Origin of the sequence: Cellulomonas citrea (genome assembly GCF_009829685.1) — a bacterium.
GTDB lineage: Bacteria > Actinomycetota > Actinomycetes > Actinomycetales > Cellulomonadaceae > Cellulomonas > Cellulomonas citrea.
The window spans coordinates 1-15481 of the sequence record NZ_VWSD01000070.1 but is presented as its reverse complement, the minus strand read 5'-3'; the positions used below and the strand labels follow the sequence as shown (position 1 = coordinate 15481).

12 protein-coding genes and 1 pseudogene are annotated in these 15481 nt (G+C 72.6%); 8 read left to right on the top strand and 5 right to left on the bottom strand.

Features of this window, described 5'->3' with window-relative positions; genetic code table 11:
- Positions 1 to 648: pseudogene (locus F2B26_RS09435) on the top strand (hypothetical protein); the annotation flags it as partial.
- A 141-nt stretch (positions 649 to 789) separates the two neighbouring features.
- Positions 790 to 2793: an acetate--CoA ligase gene (gene acs / locus F2B26_RS09430; RefSeq protein ID WP_201292680.1), complete on the top strand. Its 2004-nt coding sequence runs from the start codon at positions 790 to 792 to the stop codon at positions 2791 to 2793.
- 22 nt (positions 2794 to 2815) lie between these two features.
- Here acs and F2B26_RS09425 read toward each other — a convergent pair whose 3' ends face one another.
- From F2B26_RS09425 to F2B26_RS09415, 3 genes are all read right to left on the bottom strand, one after another.
- A complete protein-coding gene (locus F2B26_RS09425) occupies positions 2816 to 3787 on the bottom strand; it encodes an acetylxylan esterase (protein WP_159808693.1) in 972 nt (323 codons plus the stop codon).
- Between the two features lie 100 nt (positions 3788 to 3887).
- Positions 3888 to 5366: a sucrose phosphorylase gene (gene gtfA, locus F2B26_RS09420; RefSeq protein ID WP_159808691.1), complete on the bottom strand. Its 1479-nt coding sequence runs from the start codon at positions 5364 to 5366 to the stop codon at positions 3888 to 3890.
- Between the two features lie 11 nt (positions 5367 to 5377).
- Positions 5378 to 6163 carry an alpha/beta hydrolase gene (locus tag F2B26_RS09415; RefSeq protein ID WP_159808689.1) on the bottom strand — a complete coding sequence of 262 codons (786 nt, stop codon included), beginning with the start codon at positions 6161 to 6163 and terminating at the stop codon, positions 5378 to 5380.
- 224 nt (positions 6164 to 6387) lie between these two features.
- On the opposite strand from F2B26_RS09415, the gene F2B26_RS09410 reads away from it, so the two are divergent.
- The 5 genes from F2B26_RS09410 (at position 6388) to F2B26_RS09390 (ending at position 11600) form a co-directional block, all read left to right on the top strand.
- A complete protein-coding gene (locus tag F2B26_RS09410) occupies positions 6388 to 7746 on the top strand; it encodes an ABC transporter substrate-binding protein (RefSeq protein WP_159808687.1) in 1359 nt (452 codons plus the stop codon).
- Positions 7743 to 8678 carry a carbohydrate ABC transporter permease gene (locus tag F2B26_RS09405; protein ID WP_159808685.1) on the top strand — a complete coding sequence of 312 codons (936 nt, stop codon included), beginning with the start codon at positions 7743 to 7745 and terminating at the stop codon, positions 8676 to 8678. Before F2B26_RS09410 ends, F2B26_RS09405 begins: the two co-directional genes overlap by 4 nt.
- Positions 8675 to 9508: a carbohydrate ABC transporter permease gene (locus tag F2B26_RS09400; RefSeq protein ID WP_159808683.1), complete on the top strand. Its 834-nt coding sequence runs from the start codon at positions 8675 to 8677 to the stop codon at positions 9506 to 9508. Before F2B26_RS09405 ends, F2B26_RS09400 begins: the two co-directional genes overlap by 4 nt.
- Complete coding sequence (locus F2B26_RS09395; RefSeq protein WP_159808681.1) at positions 9505 to 10488, top strand: alpha/beta hydrolase; 984 nt, start codon at positions 9505 to 9507, stop codon at positions 10486 to 10488. The genes F2B26_RS09400 and F2B26_RS09395 overlap by 4 nt, the downstream gene beginning before the upstream one ends.
- A gap of 68 nt (positions 10489 to 10556) precedes the next feature.
- Positions 10557 to 11600 carry a helix-turn-helix domain-containing protein gene (locus tag F2B26_RS09390; RefSeq protein ID WP_159808679.1) on the top strand — a complete coding sequence of 348 codons (1044 nt, stop codon included), beginning with the start codon at positions 10557 to 10559 and terminating at the stop codon, positions 11598 to 11600.
- 37 nt (positions 11601 to 11637) lie between these two features.
- Here the strand turns inward: F2B26_RS09390 and F2B26_RS09385 are convergent, their stop codons facing one another.
- Positions 11638 to 13314, bottom strand: a complete 1677-nt coding sequence (locus F2B26_RS09385) for a bifunctional lysylphosphatidylglycerol flippase/synthetase MprF (RefSeq protein WP_159808677.1) — start codon at positions 13312 to 13314, stop codon at positions 11638 to 11640.
- Positions 13315 to 13390: 76 nt separating this feature from the next.
- Here F2B26_RS09385 and F2B26_RS09380 point away from each other — a divergent pair, with 76 nt between their 5' ends.
- Complete coding sequence (locus F2B26_RS09380; RefSeq protein ID WP_159808675.1) at positions 13391 to 14533, top strand: alpha/beta hydrolase; 1143 nt, start codon at positions 13391 to 13393, stop codon at positions 14531 to 14533.
- Between the two features lie 6 nt (positions 14534 to 14539).
- On the opposite strand, the gene F2B26_RS09375 is transcribed toward F2B26_RS09380, so the two are convergent.
- A partial coding sequence (locus F2B26_RS09375) for a flavin-containing monooxygenase (RefSeq protein WP_159808673.1) occupies positions 14540 to 15481 on the bottom strand: 942 nt, incomplete at its 5' end.

The following is a 15481-nucleotide window of genomic DNA, read 5'->3' as shown; positions in this document are numbered from 1 at the left end:
CACGTGCAGCAGCTCGGCAGCGGCGCCGACGCCACCGCGGGCGCCGACGGCCCAGGCGCAGGCCCCGGCCTCGGCGACCCCCGTGGGGCCGCACCGCTGCCGACCGGCGCACCGGCACCCGTGCCACCCACGGGAGAGCCCGGTTTCGACTTCCCCGACCCGCACCCCCCGGCACCCGCCGGGATCTGGGCCCACATGCTGGGCGTGCTCGTCGGTCTCGTGCTCGCGCCGGTCGGAGCCCTCGCCCTGCTGCTGGGCCAGTCGCGCATCCTCGTGGTGCAGGCCGACGGCTGGGACGGGGACGTCGAGATGCTCGGGATCGCTCTCGTCGCGGTCGGCGCGGTGCTGCTGGCCTGTGTCGTGCTGCTGGCCACCTGGACCGCCGCGGTCCCCGTGACGGGAGGTGTCGTGCTGCTCCTGCTCGGGCTCCCCGCCCTGGTGGCGCCGACGTTCACGGCGCGCCAGACGCTGCTGCTCATCGACCCCGAGGGCTGGCACGCCACCGTCACCCAGACGGTGGTGGCAGGTACCTCGGGGACGTTGCTGCTCGCCGGGCTGCTGCTGCTCGTGGCCGGGCTCGCAGCGGCCGCGACCCGGCGCCGTGGCCTGCGGCTGGGCGCGTTCCGGGAGCGTCACCGGGTCGGCTGACCGCACCGGGTCACCCGCTCAGGGGACGCCGCTGCGTGGGAGCGCTCCCTTGCTCGCCGCCCGAAACCGGTCCCCCGTCTGGGCCGAAAGTCCCGGTCGAACCGGCTAGTCTCCGACCACGCAGCACGTGCACCGACGATGATGTACGGAGAGTGGCCCGTGACCGAGCAGCAGCACGCACCCGAACCGGGGCTGGAGAACCTCCTGTCGGAGGAGCGCAGGTTCCCGCCGCCCCCCGACCTGGCGGCCCACGCCAACGCGACCAGCGACCTGTACGCCTGGGCCAACGCCGACCGACCGGCCTTCTGGGCCGAGCAGGCACGCACGCTGCTCACCTGGAGCACCCCGTTCAGCACGGGTCTGGACTGGTCGAACCCGCCGTTCGCCACCTGGTTCGCCGACGGTGAGCTCAACGCCGCCTACAACGCCGTCGACCGGCACGTCGAGGCCGGCCTCGGTGACCGGGTCGCGATCCACTTCGAGGGCGAGCCCGGCGACACCCGCACCCTCACCTACGCCGATCTGCAGCGCGAGGTCTCCCGCGCCGCCAACGCGCTGACCGCGCTCGGCGTCGGCACCGGTGACCGGGTGGCCGTCTACCTGCCGATGATCCCCGAGGCCGTCATCACCATGCTGGCCTGCGCCCGCATCGGCGCACCGCACTCGGTGGTCTTCGGCGGCTTCTCCGCCGAGGCGCTGTACTCGCGCATCCTCGACGCCGAGGCCAAGGTCGTCGTCACCGCCGACGGCGGCTACCGCCGCGGCGCACCCGCCGCGCTCAAGCCCGCCGTCGACGAGGCGCTCGCCAAGGGCCCCACGACCGTCGGCCACGTGCTCGTCGTGCGGCGCACCGGCCAGGACACCGCCTGGACGCAGGGCCGCGACGTGTGGTGGCACGACGTCGTGGACACCGCCAGCGACCAGCACACGCCGGTCCCGGTGAACGCCGAGCACCCGCTGTTCATCCTCTACACGTCGGGCACCACCGGGAAGCCCAAGGGCATCCTGCACACCACCGGCGGCTACCTCACCCAGGCCGCGTTCACCCACCTCAACGTCTTCGACCTCAAGCCGGAGACGGACGTGTACTGGTGCACGGCCGACGTCGGCTGGATCACCGGGCACTCGTACGTCGCCTACGGCCCGCTGGTCAACGGCGCGACCCAGGTGATCTACGAGGGCACCCCGGACACCCCGGACCGCGGGCGCTGGTGGTCGATCATCGAGAAGTACAAGGTCTCGATCCTCTACACCGCCCCCACCGCCATCCGCTCCTGCATGAAGTGGGGCGAGCAGTGGCCGGCGGCCCACGACCTGTCCTCGCTGCGCGTCCTGGGCTCGGTCGGCGAGCCGATCAACCCCGAGGCCTGGATCTGGTACCGCAGCACCATCGGCGGGGACCGGGCGCCGATCGTCGACACCTGGTGGCAGACCGAGACCGGCGCCATCATGATCAGCCCGCTGCCCGGGGTGACCACCACCAAGCCCGGCTCCGCCCAGGTGCCGCTGCCGGGCATCGCCGCCGACGTCATCGACGACGAGACGCACTCGGTGCCCAACGGCTCGGGCGGCTACCTCGTCATCACCGAGCCCTGGCCGTCGATGCTGCGCGGCATCTGGGGCGACCCCGACCGGTACGTCGACACCTACTGGTCGCGGTTCAAGGGCATCTACTTCGCCGGTGACGGCGCCAAGAAGGACGAGGACGGCGACATCTGGCTGCTCGGCCGCGTGGACGACGTGATGAACGTGTCGGGGCACCGGCTGTCCACCACCGAGATCGAGTCCGCCCTGGTCAGCCACGAGTGGGTGGCCGAGGCGGCGGTGGTCGGCGCGAGCGACGAGACGACCGGCCAGGCCGTCGTCGCGTTCGTCATCCTGCGCGGTGACGCCGCCGGGGCTGCGCTGCCGGCCGACGAGGTCGCGGCCCAGCTGCGTGCGCACGTGGCCAAGGCCATCGGCCCGATCGCCAAGCCGCGGCAGATCCTCGTCGTGCCCGAGCTGCCCAAGACCCGGTCCGGCAAGATCATGCGACGGCTGCTGCGGGACGTCGCCGAGCACCGGGTGGTCGGCGACGCGACCACGTTGGCCGACTCCTCGGTCATGGACCTCATCGCCGCAGGGCTGGCCGCGCCGAAGGCCTAGTGGTCGGGCGCTGCTGGGGCGGTCAACCCCCCAGCAGCGCCCGCACGAACCGCTCCTGCACCGGCCACCGGGCCACCCCACCGCCCTCGTGGTCGTTGAACGGGTAGACGGTGATGTCCTTGGGGCCCGCGTAGCGGTTGTACGCGGCGAACACGGTCGAGGGTGGGCAGATCGGGTCGAGCAGCGCCGTCGAGAACAAGGCCGGCGCCGAGGCGCGGGCGGCGAAGCTCACCCCGTCCATGTACGACAGCGTGTCGAACACCTGGTCCACCCGGTCACGGTGCACCGCGAGGTAGCGGGCGATCTCGGCGTACGGGTCAGCGTCGGTGAGCCCCACCGCCCGCTCGAAGTGGCAGCAGAACGGCACGTCGACCAGGGCGCCCGCCAGGTCGTCGCGCAGGCCGGCGACAGCGAGGGCGATGCCGCCGCCCTGGCTGATCCCGGTGACCACCAGACGCGCGGGATCGACCCCGTCGAGCAGCCGGACCGCGTCGACGCAGCGCACCGCGTCGATGAACACCCGCCGGTAGTAGTAGTCGGCGGGGTCCTCGATACCACGGGTGGTGAACCCCGGGACCGCGGGTCCGGCACCGTGCGGGTCGTCGGTCACCCCGCCGCCGCCCCAGGCGGAGCCCTGCCCCCGGGTGTCCATCACGACGTAGGCGTACCCCGCGACGGGCCATGCGAGCCGCTCGTGCGGCAGCCCCCGCCCGGCGCCGTAGCCGACGAACTCGACGATCGTCGCCAGCGGTGCGTCGGTGCCGGCCGGGCGCAGGTACCAGCCCAGGACCGAGTCCCCGGCGAACCCCGGGAAGGTCAGCTCGTGCACCGCGACGCCGGTGAGCGGGGAGTCGAGGCGACGGACCTGCGGCGCTCCCCCGAGCGCCCTGGCCTGCGCCACCCCGCCGGTCCAGAAGACGTCGAAGTCCCGCGGTTCACGAACCTGCGGTGCGTAGCTGCGCAGATCCTCCAGGGGCAGGTCGAAGCGGGGCATGGTGGGGTCCTCCAGAGCAGACGGCGAGGGGCAACGAGGGGCAGCGCACCGGCGCGGTGGGCCGGCACGGCGAGGGGCGAAGGGCGAGGTGCGGGCGCGGTCACGACCGCGGCGGGTCGGCCAGCAGGTCGTCGGTGCGCCAGGTCCGGTCACCGTCGGACCATCTGAGCGACGCCGTCCCGGCGGCCAGGTCCGCGACCAGCTCCGCTCGGTGGGCACCGTCGGTCCAGGTGAGGCCCAGACCCGCGCCCGCCGGCGCTGCGGCGAACGTACCGGAGAAGGCCGGGAACCGGTTGCGGAACCGGCACAGCTCGGCCAGCGCCACCACGGCGGGGCTCGCCGCCTGCACCCGCACCTCGTCGCCGGTGTACCGGTGCCGGTTGATGTCCCGGCCCACACCGGTCGCGGCCAGCAGCGCCATGTCGTTGTGGCCGGCGAGCGCGCCGACGTAGTACACCTGCGGGATCCCGGGGCAGAACAGCTGCACGGCCCGGGCCGCCAGGTAGCGCGCCTCGTCACCGCCCAGTGCGTCGAGGTAGGTGCAGTTGACCTGGTAGAGGTCGAGGTTGGACGCCGCGGCGCCCGTCGCCTCCCGGCTCTGCCCGGCCGAGGCGACGTGGACGTGCTCGACCAGCGCGTCGATCTGCGCGGCGTCGAGCAGCCCGGGCTCCCCCGTGGCCGGATCGGGCCCGACGTCGATGATCCCGATCCCGTCGTGGGTGTCCAGCACGGTCACGGCGTTGCCGGGGCGCACGTCGAGCCAGCGCAGCAGCGGTGCGTGGTCGCCGGTGTGGGCCGCGTGCAGCACGAGCGGCGGCAGGGCGAAGTCGTACACCCGGTCGACGCGGTGCGCGATCTCCACCTGTCGCCGGTAGAACGAGTGCACCTCGACCAGCACCTCGAGGTCGCGCGCGTGGGCCAGCGCCGTGAGCTCGTCGATGAACTCGAATGTCTCGGGGGTCATGAAGCACGACGTCCCGGCCGTCTTGATCGCGTAGCCCACCGCATCGAGCCGGATCATCGTCACACCGGCGCGGCTCAACGTGTCCAGGATCGACACCAGGTACTCACGACCCGTTGGCGAGCGGACGTCGATGTCGATCTGCTCGCCGGTGAAGGTGGTCCACACCAGCCGGGGCTCGCCGCCGAGCCGGTACGGCGTGAACGGCAGCCCCGGACGCGGCCGGTAGATCTGCGCCAGCGCATCCTCGGTCGCGCCGGCCGGGAACACCGACCCCAGCGTCAGGAACATCGAGGCGTACCGCGAGCCGTCCCCGCCAGCCACGACGTCGAGGAACTGGGCCGAGTGCGAGGACACGTGGTTGACGATGACGTCGACCGTCAGGTCCACCTCGTCGGCCAGAGCGGCCACGGACGCCCAGTCGCCCAGCCGCGGGTCGACGACCGTGTGGTCGACCGGGTCGAACCCCGCGTCGGCGCCGTCGAACGGGGTGAAGAACGGCAGCGCGTGCACGCCGCCGAAGACCCCCGGGAAGTACTCGCCGAGCAACCTCCGCAGCCCCGCGAAGTCGCCGCCGAGCCGGTCGACGTAGGTGATGAGCTGGACCTCGTTCGCCATGCCCGCCTTGCTCATGCGCCGTGGCCGGACGCGTGGGCGAGCAGGAACTGGACGGTCTGCCCGATCACGGTCACCCGCCGCGGGACCGAGGTCCAGCCGTGGTCCGCACCGTCGACGACGGTCAGCTGCGCCCGGTCGCCGTACAGATCGGCATAGCGCTGGGCGTACACGGTCGGGACGATCGGGTCGGCCGAGCCGTGCAGGATCCGCACCGGGCCCTCGTAGCCCGCCGCGGCTGCGTACGGGTCGAAGCGCACCGCCGCGTCGACGTACGCCTTCGACATCTGCAGCCCGAGGAAGTCCACGTACCCCGTGGCCATCAGGTCACCGAACGGCAGGCCCTGCACCGTCCCGCCCCGCAGCTCGTCGGCGAACACGGCAGCCGGCGACCACAGCGTGAGCGAGGCGACGGGCACCGGGCTGGCCGCCGCGGCCGCAGCCGCCACCACCGAGCCCATGCTCATCCCCACGAGGTGCAGCGCGTCGAAGGTGATCGGCGACTCGTCGGACAGCCAGTCGAGCAGGGCCTGCAGGTGCGCGATCTCCCGGTCGATCGTCACGTCGGCGAACTCCCCGTCGCTCTCCCCGTGGCCCGGGCGGTCGAAGGCGGCGACCTGGAACCCCGCAGCGCACAGCTCACGCGACAGCGCCACGAACAGCCCCAGCCCCTCCATCCGGTTGGAGCCGAAACCGTGGTTGAGCACGACGAGGTCGCCGCCCGTGCCCTCGGCCGGCTGGTGCAGCGAACCGCGGACAACGACGCCCCCGACGGTCGGCTGCAGGTAGGTGGTCTTCACTGACGTCCCTCCGTCGGCGCCCCGCGGCACCGGTGTCGATGGCCGCCCCTCGGCGACCCCTCCATCGCACCCGCCGCAGCACCCGCACGGCAACCGCCACCTGGCGGTCAGGTACGGCGATCCCGCATCCTCATGGCGGTGTCGCCGCCGACGTCCAACCGCCACAGTGGACGTGCGGTGCTGACCCCAGCATCTCGACTTCAACGAAGAAGGGCATGCCTGTGATGAGCACGACAGGCCGGCGCGGGATCCGCGCCACGTCGATCGGTCTCCTGACCGCAGCGAGCGTCGCCGCGCTCGCCGCCTGCTCGCCGCCCGGTACGGGTGCGAGCAGCGCGTCCACCACCACCGCCGCGGTGAGCACGGAGCTGCCCAGCGGGGACGTGGTCCTCGACGTCTACCTGGAGACGAACTTCCAGGAGGCGTTCAAGACGCTCGCCGCCGAGTTCACCAAGGAGCACCCGAACGTCACGTTCGCGTTCCAGTCCGACACGTTCTCGAACCTGGCGCAGAACGCGACCAAGATCATCTCCAGCCCGGACGCGCCCGACCTCATGCGCTACCCGACGGTCTCGCAGGCGGCACAGGACGGGATCCTCACCAACCTCGACCCGTACGCCGGGGCCTACGGGTGGGACTCCTGGCCGCAGGGCACCCTCAACCAGGTGCGGGTGAAGTCGGACGGGTCGCGCGGAGCAGGCGGGTCGTTGTATGCGCTGGGCATCGGCTACTCGGTGACCGGCGTCTACTACAACAAGGCGCTCGCCGCGAAGGCCGGGATCACCTCGGTGCCGACCACCCTCGCCGACTTCGAGGCCGACCTCGCTCAGGCCAAGGCCGCCGGCCAGGTGCCGATCATGGTCGGCAACCAGGACTTCAACGGGGCGTTCCCGCTGCAGGCCGTGCAGAACCAGTTCGACGGGCTGGACAAGCTCAAGAGCTGGATCTACGACGACGCCGGCGCGACCTACCAGCTCGACTCCTCGGTCCAGGCGGCGACGACCATCCAGGACTGGGCGTCCAAGGGCTACTTCCCCGACGACGTCAACGCGATCGACTACGCCACCTCCGTCGGGCGGTTCGCCCAGGGGCAGGGCGTCTTCATGATCAACGGCGACTGGTCGGCCAGCGCCTTCGACCAGGCGAGCCCCGGCGGCTACGGGTTCTTCCTGTTCCCGGGTCAGACCGCGACGAGCAAGCACGTGGCGATGGCGGCACCGGCGACCTACGTCGTCCCCGCGACCGCGAAGCACAAGGACGTGGCCGCCTACTTCTTCAACTGGGTGCACACCGACGCCAAGGCCCGGCAGATCGTGCTGGACATCACCGGGTCCTCCCCGGGCGGGCCGGCCGACCTGCCGGCCCCGTCCCCCAAGGCCGGCACCCTGGCGGTCGACACCGTCGCGGCGGCCACCCGGCTGGCGCAGGAGGACGGCGCGATCGACTTCCTCGGGAACGCGACGCCCGGCATCCTCACCTCGACGCTCGGCCCGGACCTGCAGCTGCTGCTCACCCAGCGGATGACGCCGCAGGACCTGGTCTCCGGCGTGCAGAAGGCGTACGTGACCGAGCTCGGTCGATGACGAGCACCATCGAGGGCACCGTCGGCCGCGGGGATGTCGTTCCCCGCGGCCGCGGGGCCCGCGCCCGTCGCCACCGCCACCGCTGGGTGGGCTGGCTGTACGTGCTCCCTGCGATGGCCCTGTACGGCTGGTTCGTGCTGCAACCACTGGGTCTGTCCGTGCAGTACTCGTTCTTCGACTGGAACGGGATCGGCGTGGCGAAGTGGGTCGGTCTGCGCAACTACGCGCAGGTCTTCTCCGACCCGAGCCGGCTGGGCGCGCTGCTCAACTCCTTCAAGCTGATCTTCTTCTACACCGTGCTCTCGATCGGCATCGGGCTGGTCGCCGCGACCCTCACCCGGTCGATGGCGTCACGCTGGAGCCGGGCGGCGCAGACAATCCTGTTCCTGCCCCAAGTGGTGCCGCTGGTGGGTGCCGCCATCGCCTGGAAGTGGCTGTACGCCGAGGACGGCGCCATCAACCAGCTGCTGCGCGCCGTCGGGCTCGGGTCCGTCACCCGGCCGTGGCTCGCCGACTTCACCTGGGCGCTGCCCGCGGTCGGCGTGGTCGGGACCTGGGTGACGCTCGGGCTGTGCACGATGCTGCTGAGCACCGGTATGGGCAAGATCGACCCGTCCCTCTACGACGCGGCCCGGGTCGACGGCGCCGGCGCGGTCCAGGAGTTCTTCGCCGTCACCCTCCCGGGTGTGCGCAACGAGCTCGCGGTGGCGGTCACCATCACGCTCATCGGGGCGCTGGCCAGCTTCGACGTCGTCTACGTCATGACCCTGGGCGGGCCCGGGCGGGCCACCATGGTGCCGGGCGTGGACGTCTACCAGCTCTCCTTCAACCAGGCCCGGGTGGGCGCCGGTGCGGCGATGGGCGTCGTGCTCATGGCCCTCGTGCTCGTCGTGGTCATCCCCGTCCAGCGACTCGTGCGAGGCAGGTCATGAACGGCCGTCGGATCTCGGCGCGGGAGCGGTGGGCGGGACGGATCATCCTCACGCTGCTCGTCCTGTTCACCCTGCTGCCGTTCGTCGGGATGCTCAGCGCCGCGCTCCAGCCGGCCGGCAGCTCCCCCACCGGGCTGACGGTCCCGAACCCGATGCACTGGGAGAACTTCGTCACGGCGTTCCGGACCGCCCAGCTGCCCCAGCTCATGACGTCGAGCGCCCTGCTCGTCGTCATGGTCGTCCCGGCGGCGCTCGTCGTCGCGACCCTGGCGGCCTACGGCCTGGCCGTGCTGCGGGTTCCGGGCGGCGTCATCGCCATGGGCCTGCTGCTGATCGGCCTGACGATCCCGTTCGAGGGCCTGATCTGGCCTCTCTACTACATGATGCGCACCTACGGGCTGCTCAACACCCGACCGGCCATCGCGCTGCCGCTCATCGCCCTCTACATGCCGTTCGGTGTCATCTGGATGCGGGCACACTTCGCCGGGGTCCCGAACGAGCTCAACGAGGCGGCCGCGCTCGACGGAGCCGGGTCGTGGGCGATGCTCCGCCGGGTCCACCTGCCGCTGGCCCGTCCCGCGCTGTCGACCCTCGCGGTGCTCTTCAGCCTGTGGACCTGGAACCAGTTCATCATCGCCCTGGTCATGATGGACGACCCGCTCAAGCGGACCGTCGCCGGTGCCCTCGGTGCCTTCCAGGGGCAGTACGGCCAGGACATCGTGCTGATGTCCGCCGCTGCTCTGCTCGTCATGCTGCCCACGATCGTCGTGTTCGTGGTCTTCCAGAAGCAGTTCGTCGCTGCTCTCCTGCAAGGATCGGTCAAGGGATGACACAGCACGTCGCGCCGCTGCCGGCGCCTCCGATCGACTCCGAGAGCGCGGCCGCGCTCGCCCTCCAGGTGGTGCAGCCGTCGCCGATCACGGCCGACGACATCCCCGCCAAGCGCGCCGAGGACGCGGCCGCCGCCGAGCTGATGGTCGCCCGGATCGACGAGCTGGGCCTGGTGCGCACCGACGAGACCGTCCGCACCCCGGACGGTGCCGAGCTGACGATGAGCCTCGTGCACCGTCGCGACCGCATCCCGACCAGCCCGCTCATCTACTACCTGCACGGTGGCGGCATGATCCTCGGCAACCGCTGGAGCGGGGCCGACTCGTTCCTGGAGTGGATCGAGCGGTACAACGCCGTGGTCGCCACCCTCGAGTACCGGCTCGCACCCGAGCACCGGTACCCGATCCCGCAGGAGGACTGCTATGCGGGGCTGTGCTGGCTGGACGAGCACGCAGGCCGGCTCGGCCTCAACCTCGACACGGCCCTGCTGGCGGGGATCAGCGCCGGCGGTGGGCTCGCGGCCGCCGTCGCGCTCATGGCTCGCGACCGCAGAGGGCCGCGGGTCGGCGGCCAGCTCCTGCTGGCCCCGATGCTCGACGACCGGAACGACACCGTCTCGACCCGCCAGTTCCCGACCGGGCTGTGGAACGCGACGGAGAACGAGCTCGGCTGGCGCTCGCTGCTCGGTCCTCTCTACGGCACGGCCGACGTGCCCGCCTACGCCTCGCCGGCACGCACCACGCGGTTCGACGGACTGCCGCCGGTGTTCATCGAGGCCGGCAGCGCCGAGGTGTTCAGGGACGAGTGCGTGACCTATGCTGCCGGGATCTGGGCGGCCGGCGGACAGGCAGAGCTGCACGTCTGGTCGGGCGCGTTCCACGGGTTCCAGATGCTCGAGCACACCGCACTGGCCCGTGGCGAACGTGACGCAGTGCGCAACTGGCTCGATCGGGCCCTGGGGTTCTCGGGTCGAGGCTGACGGAGGTCCGAGGTGGTTCGACCGCTCACGTCACCTGCCACCCGCCTGCGGGTGACAGGTAGCGGCTCGTGAAGGAGCTGCTGCAGCGGCTGAGCGCGCTGGACGAGGGCGCCTCGGCCGCCTTGAAGATCATCACGTTCTTCGACACGTTGCTCAGCCAACGGGCCGGGCTCGAACCGTTCGTCCGCGGGGCGGCCGTGCTGTCGGGCTGGCCCGCGGGCTTCGGGCACCCGCTGCACCAGCTGTGGATCAGGGTCGACTCGGCCGGCCACGTGCTGCCGCCGGTGCAGGACCTGACCTCGGTCGGCGACTGGCCGCACCTGGAGTTCGACGACGGGTCCGGCGCCGTCGTGTGGATCGAGCGCGAGGGTGAGCCCAACGCGAACGACTCGCTGACGCTCGAGCGTCTGGCCGCCGGGTTGCGCCTGACGCTCGAACGGGTCAGCCCGATGGACCTCGACGACGCGGGTGCGCTGGAGATCCTGCTCTCGACCACCTCGACGGACGACGTCCGGCGCAAGGCCGCCCGCAGGCTGCGGTTGCCGACCGACCGCGCGCTGCGCGTCGTCGCCGCACCGCCGGACGTGCCGGCCCCGGCCGGGATGCGCTCGACCCTCGTCGACTCGGCCGTCGGCACGGTGCTCGTCGGGGTGATCGAGGCGCGGTCGCCGACCCGCCCCAGCCTCGGTGGCGTGGGCTCCGCAGTCCCGCTGCGGGGCGTGCCGACGTCCTGGCAGGAGGCCCTTCTCGCGGTGCGGATGGCCACCCCGCTGTGGCCTGTGGTCGACTGGGAGCAGCTCGGGGTGCTCGGCCCGATGCTGGCCGCCTCCGAGGCCGCCGAGGCCGAACCGGTGGACGTCGCCCACGTCGGCACCCTGCTGCGCGAGCCGTGGGGCCTGGAGACGCTGGATGCGCTGACCGTCGCCGACTCGCACCGCGGGGCCGCGCACGTCCTCGGCCTGCACCACTCCACCGTGCAAGCCCGGGTCGCGCAGGTCGTGGACGAGCTGGGCTTCGACGTCGGCGCACCGGCCGGCCGGCTCCGGCTGGCGCTGGCCCTGCGGCTCTACCAGACCCGGCACGTCCGGTTCCCGCTCGACGGCGCGTCGTAGCGACGCGGGGCGCGCCTCGGTCGACCCGGGGCGCCCCTCAGCTGCCCGGTCGCGGCGAACGAGCCAGGAACCGGCCGATCAGCGGGATCTCGGTGACGCCCTCGGCGTCCGCCATCACGAGCGCCTGGGTCGCGACGAACTCGGCGGCGTCCAGCACGACGAACCGCGGCACCCAGCCGGGCCCGTACTTGGAGTTGAACGTCGCCAGGCTGGACATCTGGGTGGTGGCCGAGACCCGCTGCAACAGCGGGCGCACGAGCGCGTCGAACCGCGTGGCCGGGTGGTTCTCGAGCACCTCGCGCATCACCGCGAAGTTCAGCCCCAGCCCGTGCTGGCCGCGGCGGACCACCTCGTCGATGGTGCGCGCGATGGTGAAGTCGATGAGGCCGTTGGGCAGGTCGTCCACGTCCATCCGACGCCGCATCACGTCCAACGACCAGCCGTCGATCTCCGCAGCCGGGGTGAACTGGCAGAACGCGTCGACCCGGCCCTCGGGTGATCGGGTGACCGCGAGCAGCAGACCGGCGTCGTCGGGGTCGAACATCCGGGACAGGGTCATCGAGAAGCCGCGTTCCCCCTCACCGTGCCGGGACTCGCCGGACATCGCCGCGATCTGGGCCCGGCCGTCCTCGTCGAGCTCGAGCGGGTCCACGAACGTCGTCGTCCAGCCACCCTTGGCGACCCGGTTGACCGCCTGCCGCAACGACTTGCGCTCACCACCGGCCAACGAGAACGAGGGGCAGTCGACGATCGCCTCGTCGCCCAGATAGACGCTGCGCAGCCCGCTCGCCTCGTACACCGGCAGCCACGACGCCGAGGCGCCGATGACCGCGACCGACCAGCCGAACTCGTGCGCGTAGCCGAGGAACTCCACCCAGGTCTGCTCACGCTCCTCGACCGGCCCGATCGGGTCCGGCGAGACCAGGCACACCCCGGCCCGCACCGAGTGCGCCACCACCGACTGCCCGACGAAGAACCACGACTTGTCGTCACGCAGCGCGAAGTAGTCGAGCGTGCCGCCGCCGTACCGGTCGACGACGGCCCGCGCACGTTCGCGCTCGAGGTGCTGGTCGCGTGCGCCGAGCCGGGCCGGGCGCCACGGCGCGACCAGGCTCCATCCCAGCGCCACGAGGAAGCCCATCGACAGACCGAGCTCCACGAGGCGCGCGATGTGCCGGATCCGCAGGTCGGCGGCCGGGTGCGGGTCGTGCAGGGTGAGCACCGAGAACAGCCCGACGAGCACGAGCAGCACGAGCACCCCGGTCACGGCCAGCAACCCCGCCCGGCGCACCGCGCGGCGTTGCGGCAGCACCGGGAAGGCCGAGCTCCACGCGCCCAGCCACACCGCACCCACCGCCGTGACGATCCCGGCCACCAGGGAGTGCCGGCCCTCCACGAAGTGCAGCAGCGCCGAGACCGTGAGCACCAGGACGCTCGCGAGGTGGGCCAGCCTGCTGCCGCGGCGCAACCCCCGGGAGGCGAGCAGCAGGGCGATCGCGACCACGAGCAGCGAGGAGCGCGCGGTGGTCGGCACCAGCCCGGGCAGCACCTCGCGCAAGAACCCCCACGACCGCCACAGCCGGGGCCGGAACGCCGAGAGCGCGGTGAGCACCGCGATCACGAGGACCACGCGGGAGGCGACGGCGCGCACCCGCAGCCGGGTCCGCTGGGCGGCCAGCGCGGTGTGTGCCGTCCGGGGGGCCACTGTGCTCACGACCCACAAGTGTGGACCCTCCGCGGCCGTGACCCGGCATTGGGCAGCGCTCAGGTGCGGAGGGCAGGATGGCCCGATGCACAGCGCCGTCCCGGGACCCGATGTCACGATCGGCCGGTCCCTGCTGCGTGAGCTGGCCCGGGGCGGCGACCTCATCAGCTCGGGCTGGACGGCCGCCGCGCTCGGCGCCCTCGCGGTGGCGCTCATCGTCGTGGCGGTGCTCCGGCGCCGCCGTCGGCGCAGGTCGTGGCCCTGGGGGTGGGGAGCCGGCCTCGCGACCGTGCTCGCACTGGCCGTGACCGCCAACGCCGTCGCGGGCTACATCCCCAACGTGCAGTCGCTGCAGACGACCCTGTCCGGCTGGGGGCTGGCACCCGCACCCCGGCTCTCGCACGGCACGGCGAAGCCCGTGCCCGCAGGTCCGGGACAGGGCGCCGCGCAGGCGTTCTCGGTACCGGCCCCCGACTCGTTGGCGATGCCGACCGACGCGGTCACCTGGGTGTACACCCCTCCCGGCTACGACCCGGCCGGGTCGACCCGGTACCCGGTGGTGTACCTGGTGCACGGCAGTCCCGGTGCCTCCGGCGACTGGTTCGCCGCCGGTGACGTGCCGCACGCGATGGATGTGCTCATCAAGGCCGGGCTCGTGCGTCCGATGATCGTCGTGAGCGCCGATGTCAACGGGACCGGCCCGAGCGACCGGGACACCGAGTGCCTGGACTCGACCACCGGCGGCTCGAAGGTCGAGACCTTCCTCACCACCGTGCTCGTGCCGTGGGTCGACGCGCGGTTCGCCACCGCGACCGACTCCGCGCACCGGGTGCTGGGCGGCTTCTCCTCGGGCGGCTTCTGCGCGCTCGACCAGGGCCTGCGGCACCCCGACCTGTGGGGCACGGTCCTGGCACTGGACCCGTACCCCAGCCCGGGCAGCGGCGGGACGGCCATGCTCGCCACGCATGCCCAGTGGCTCACCCACGACGTGTCGACCTACGCCGCCACCATGACGGTGGACCCGAACCAGCACGTGTTCATCGGCGTGCCGGCCGGGTCGCAGATGCCTGCGGTCAAGGCCGTGCGGGCGGCCGCCCAGACCCTGCTCGACCGCGGAGGCGACGTGGTGCTCGACGAGGTCGTGGGGGTGGGGCACACCTGGACGATGGCCCGGTTCACGCTGCCGTACGCCCTGGTGTGGGCCAACGGCCGGATGCCGACGGGCTGAGACCGCTCAGTCGAGCCGGTCGAGCAGTGCGGCGACGGCCTCGGCGGTCGACGGACCGTCCTCCGGGAGGGTCCCGGCGGCCGAGCCGACGAGCACGAGGCGCGGCTCCTCGGCCACCGCGGCACCGTCGAGCAGGGGCGCGCCACCGCCCACGCGCAGGTGCAGCGGGGCCAGGTGGCCGAGCGCGGGACGGAACCCCGTCGCCCACACGATCGCACCGGCCGCGACGAACGGCGGCCCGTCGACCCAGCCCGGGAGCAGCGCGCCGTCCTCGGTGGGGGCGAACCACACGCCGCGGGCCCCGATCCGCTCGAACATGGGCCGTGCGACGAGGGCACCCGCCGCCTGCGCGGCCTCGACGGCCTCGGTGCGGTCCCGCGGGTCGACCTGCGGCGGTCGACGGGTCACCCAGCAGGTCGCCGTCACGGCCGACAGCTCGGCGACGATGTGCACCGCGGACGCCCCGCCCCCGACCACGACCACGGGGGCGTCGGCCAGCTCGTCGGGGGTGCGGTAGTCGCGGGCGTGCAGCTGGCGGCCCAGGAACGACTCACGCCCCGGGTACGTCGGCCAGAACGGCTTGCCCCAGGACCCGGTGGCGCTGATGACGGCGCGGGTGCGGAAGACGACCTGCTCGTCGGGCAGCTGCACGTGCCGGGACGCGACGGCGAACCGGTCACCGTCGCGTCGCACGTGCTGCACGTGCACCGGCCGCTGCACGTGCAGCGCGAACGCGTCCTCGTACTGGGCGAAGTAGGCCGGGACGGCGCTCGATGCGGGGGCATCGGCGTCGGGCACCGACAGCGGCATCCCGGGCAGGGTGTGGGTGCGGTGCGCGGCCGCCATCGTGAGCCCGGGCCAGCGCGCCTGCCAGGCGCCGCCGGGTGCCGGTGAGTCGTCCAGCACGACGAACGTCGCGGCGGACTGCGGCCACCCCGTCGAGCCGAG